This is a genomic window from Kitasatospora sp. NPDC093806 (assembly GCF_040683335.1).
Taxonomy (GTDB): Bacteria; Actinomycetota; Actinomycetes; order Streptomycetales; family Streptomycetaceae; genus Kitasatospora.
This window is the reverse complement of the sequence record NZ_JBFBDO010000213.1, coordinates 1-5,041: the sequence shown is the minus strand read 5'-3', so window position 1 is coordinate 5,041 and position 5,041 is coordinate 1. Positions and strand designations below refer to the sequence as shown.

Sequence of the window (5,041 nt, the reverse complement as noted above, 5' to 3'; positions counted from 1 at the left end):
TTCTCGTCGGCTGCGGGGGTGTTCGGGCCGGCGGGGCAGGCGGGGTATGCGGCGGCGAACGCGTTCCTGGACGGGTTGGCGCAGCATCGGCGTGCGCAGGGCCTGCCCGCGCACTCCCTGGGTTGGGGGCTGTGGGACACCAGCGGCGGCATGACGGGTCGGCTCGGGGACGCCGAGCAGGCGCGCCTGGTGCAGTCCGGTGTGCGGCCGCTCTCACCGGCCGAGGGCCTGAGGCTGTTCGACACCGCGATCACCTCGGACCGTCCGCACCTGGTCCCGATGGGGTTGGACCGGTCGAGGCTCCGTGCCGGCCGGGAGGTCCCCGTCGTGCTGCGCGGCCTGGTGGGCGCCACGGCCCGCCCGGTCAGCCGGGCACAGGCGAAGTCGGGGGCGGCCTCGACGGACCTGGCCGGTCTCGCCGGCCCGGAGCGGGTCGAGGCACTGCTCCGGCTCGTGCGCTCCGACGTCGCGTCGATCCTCGGGTACGCGTCGGCCGATGCCGTTCCCGCCGACCGCGGCTTCCTCGACCTGGGCCTCGACTCGCTGATGGCGGTCGAGCTCCGCAACCAGCTCGGGAACGCGATCGGACTGCGTCTCCCGGCGACCCTCCTGTTCGACTACGGGACGCCGGCGGCCCTGGTCGAGTACCTGGCCGAGCGCCTCGCCCCGGCGGAGGAGAAGGGGAAGGAGAGCGGCGAGTCCCGGATCCTCGCGGAACTCGACCGACTGGAATCCCTGTTGACGAGCCTGTCACAGGAGGACCCGCTGAACGCCAATGTGACGAAGCGGCTCCAGGCACTGCTGGCCAAGCGGAATCCCGCACAGAAGTCCGCGGCGGGTTCCGCCGCGGAGGACCGGATCCGGTCGGCGACCGCCGACGATCTCTTCGATTTCATCGACAAGGAACTCGGCCGATCCTGAATCGGCAACCGCCCGACCAATTCCCCGGCGCCGGAACGCATAGGACTCTCGTTATGACCACCAATGAAGAGAAGCTCGTCGACTACCTGAAGTGGGTCACCGCCGACCTCCAGAAGACGCGCGAACGCGTGCAGGAGCTGGAGGCGGGTGAGCGCGAGCCGATCGCGATCGTGGGCATGAGCTGCCGTTACCCCGGCGGCGTCCGGTCTCCCGAGGACCTCTGGAACCTCGTGCTGACCGGTTCCGACGCGGTGTCCGGCTTCCCCACCGACCGGGGTTGGGACGTGGAGGGCCTGTACGACCCCGACCCCGACGCCGCGGGCCGGACCACCGTCAAGGAGGGCGGCTTCCTGCACGAGGCGGCGGAGTTCGACCCGGCGTTCTTCGGCATCGGCCCGAAGGAGGCGGCGGCGATGGACCCGCAGCAGCGGCTGCTGCTGGAACTCACCTGGGAGGCCTTCGAACGGGCCGGCGTCCGACCGGAATCGGCGCGCGGAGAGCAGGTCGGCGTCTTCACCGGGCTGATGTACCACGACTATTCGGCGCGGTTCCTCAGCATTCCGGAGGGCTACGAGGGATACATCGGCAACGGGAACGCCGGCAGCATCGCGTCCGGGCGCGTCGCCTACACCTTCGGCCTGGTGGGCCCGGCGGTGACGGTGGACACGGCGTGCTCGTCCTCGCTGGTGGCGCTGCACCTGGCGGCGCAGGCGCTCCAGCGGAACGAGTGCTCCATGGCGCTGGTCGGCGGCGTGACGGTGATGTCCACGCCGAGGACGTTCATCGAGTTCAGCCGTCAGCGCGGTCTCGCCACCGACGGCCGGTGCAAGTCCTATGCGGCGGACGCCGACGGCACGGGCTGGGCCGAGGGCGCGGGCATGCTGCTGGTGGAGCGGCTGTCGGACGCGGTGGCCAAGGGGCACAAGGTCCTTGCGGTGGTGCGTGGTTCGGCGGTGAACCAGGACGGCGCCAGCAGCGGCCTCACGGCGCCGAGCGGGCCCGCCCAGCAGCGGGTGATCCGGCAGGCGCTGGCGAGCGCCGGGCTGTCCACGCTGGACGTGGACACGGTCGAGGGCCACGGGACGGGGACGCGGCTGGGTGACCCGATCGAGGCGCAGGCGCTGCTGGAGACGTACGGGCAGGGCCGGGACGCCGAACGTCCGCTGTGGCTGGGCTCGTTGAAGTCCAACATCGGTCACACCCAGGCGGCTGCCGGTGTGGCGGGTGTGATCAAGATGGTGATGGCGATGCGGGAGGGTGTGCTGCCGCGCACCCTGCACGCCGAGGAGCGGTCCACGGAGGTGGATTGGGCCTCGGGTGCGGTGGAGCTGCTGACGGAGGCGCGGGCCTGGCCGCAGGTGGACCGCGCCCGGCGGGCGGGTGTGTCGTCGTTCGGCGTGAGCGGGACCAACGCGCACGTGATCCTGGAGCAGCCGGAGGCGGTTGCCCCGGAGAGCGAGGAGGTCTCGGTCGGGCTTCCCGCGGTGCCGGTGGTGCTGTCGGGCAAGTCCGTGGAGGCAGTGCGGGGTCAGGCTTCGGCGCTGTTGGAGCGGGTGCGCGGGGGTGAGGCGCGGGCGCTGGACGTGGCGTTCTCGCTGGCGACCTCGCGTTCGGCGTTCGAGCACCGGGTGGCCGTGGTCGCGGCCGATCGTGAGGAGCTGCTGTCCCGGCTCGCGGATGTCGTGTCGGGTTCGGCTACGGTTTCGTCGCCGGTTGCGGGGCGTCTCGGTCTGGTCTTCTCGGGTCAGGGGTCGCAGTGGCCGGGGATGGGTGGCGAACTGAGCGCCGTGTTCCCGGTGTTCGCGCGGGCGTACGAGGAGGTGTGTGCGGAGCTCGGTGTCGATTTGCCGTCGGACGAATCGATTCATCGGACGGGGTTCGCTCAGCCGGCGATCTTCGCGCTTGAGGTGGCCCTGTTCCGGTTGTTCGAGTCGTGGGGTGTGTCCGCTGGTGTTCTGGCGGGTCACTCGGTGGGTGAGATAGCGGCCGCGCACGTCGCGGGTGTGCTCTCGCTGAAGGATGCGTGTGCGCTGGTGGTGGCGCGTGGTCGGTTGATGGAGGCGCTTCCCGAGGGCGGCGCGATGGTGGCCGTCGGCGCTCCTGAGACGGACGTTCGCGAACTGCTCGCGGGCACCGACGGTGTGTGGGTGGCGGCCGTGAACGGCCCGTCGTCCCTCGTCCTGTCCGGCGAGGAGGAGCAGGTCCTGGCCGTGGCGGCCGCGGCGGCGGAGCGCGGCTTCCGTACTCGTCGTCTGACGGTCAGTCACGCGTTCCACTCGGGTCTGATGGATCCGATGCTGGAGGAGTTCAGGGCCGTCGTCTCGGGCCTGCGCTTCGAGGAGCCGACCGTTCCCCTGGTGTCGACCGTGACGGGCCGAGTGGAGACGGAGCTGTGGACGGACCCCGCCTACTGGGTCCGCCAGGTTCGCCAGTCGGTGCGCTTCGCCGACGCCGTGACCACCATGCTCGACCTCGGCACCGGTGCATTCCTGGAGGTCGGCCCCGACGCGGTGCTGTCCGGGATGGTCGCCGAGTGCCTGCCGCAGGACGGCCCAGCCCGCGCCGTGGTCCCCTCCCTGCGCCGCGACCGCGACCAGGCCCGCGCCGCCGTCGAGGCGCTGGCGCGTCTGCACGCGGCCGGCACCCCCGTCACCTGGGACGCGTTCTTCCAGGGCACCGGTGCCCGCCGGATCGACCTGCCGACCTACGCCTTCCAGCGCCGCCGCTACTGGCTGGAAGCCGGACCGGAGCAGGACGTCGAGAGCCTGGGCCTCGCCGGTGCCGAGCACCCGCTGCTCGGTGCGGCCGTCACGATGGCCGACGACAGCGGTGTCGTGCTGACCGGCCGGCTCTCCCTCGCCACGCACCCGTGGCTGGCCGACCACGCCGTGCTGGGCAGTGTGCTGCTGCCGGGGACGGGGTTCGTGGAGTTGGTGCTGCGGGCCGGCGATCAGGTGGGTTGTGGGGTGGTCGAGGAGCTGACGTTGGAGGCGCCGTTGGTGCTTCCGGAGCGCGGTGGGGTGCAGTTGCAGGTGGTGGTGGGTGCTCCGGACGGGTCCGGGGTGCGGGCGGTGGGTGTGTACTCGCGGCCGGAGGGTTCGGGGTCGGACGGGGCCGAGGAGGCGTGGCGTCGGCATGCGGCGGGTTCGCTGTCGGTGGGTTCGCGTTCGGCTGAGGCGATGCCCGTCATGGCGGGTGCTTGGCCGCCGGTCGGTGCGGAGGCCGTCGACCTCGACGGCTTCTACGAGCGGGCGGAGTCCCTCGGTTTCGCCTACGGCCCGCTGTTCCGCGGCCTCCGCCGGGCTTGGCGGCACGACGGCGACCTGCTCGCGGAGATCGCCCTGCCCGACAGCCCCGAGCTGCGGACGGCCGGCTTCGGCGTGCACCCGGCCCTGCTGGACGCGGCGGTGCAGGCGGTAGGCCTGACGTCGGCGGAGTCCGGCGGGACCCGGCTTCCGTTCTCCTGGTCGGGGGTGTCGCTGCACCTCGGCGGCGTGTCGAGCGCCAGGGTGCGGGTCTCCGAGGCGGGTTCGGACGCGGTCTCGCTGGAGCTGTCGGACCTCTCGGGGCGGACGGTGGCCTCGGTGGCGTCCCTCCTGCTCCGGCCGGTCTCGGCCGAGCAGATCGCGGCGGCGGGGGCGGACGCGACCGCGCCGCTCTTCGCCCTCGACTGGCCCGAACTCCCGCAGGCCGGTGCCGCGCTCGCCGCCGCGACCGGTGCCGCCGCGGCCGCCGGTGCTGCCGCACGGTACGCCGTCGTCGGCGCGGACGTCCTCGGCCTCGCGGCCACCGCGGCCGAGGGCGGCACGGTGGACAGCCACGCGGACCTCGATCGGCTGCTGTCCGCCGTCGCCGGCGGAGCGGACCTTCCGGACCTGGTCTTCCTGCCGGTCTCCGGCTCCGCGACGACCGGCCTCGACGCTGCCGCGGCCGTCCACGCGGTGACCACCGAGGTGCTCACCGCGCTCCAGCGCTGGTCCGAGACCGAGTGGGCGTCACGCGTCCCGCTGGTGGTGGTGACTGCTGGTGCGGTGGGTGTGGGGTCGGGGTCGGATGTGGTGGATCTGGGTGGTGCTGCGGTGTGGGGGTTGGTGCGTTCGGCGCAGGCGGAGTTCGCGGG

Annotated in this window: 2 protein-coding genes; both read left to right on the top strand. The window is 72.6% G+C overall.

What is annotated here, in order from left to right; translation table 11 throughout:
* The coding region (locus AB0N76_RS39130) for a KR domain-containing protein (protein WP_363565625.1) at positions 1-921 on the top strand (921 nt) is incomplete at its 5' end.
* 53 nt (positions 922-974) lie between these two features.
* The coding region (locus AB0N76_RS39125) for a beta-ketoacyl synthase N-terminal-like domain-containing protein (protein ID WP_363565624.1) at positions 975-5,041 on the top strand (4,067 nt) is incomplete at its 3' end.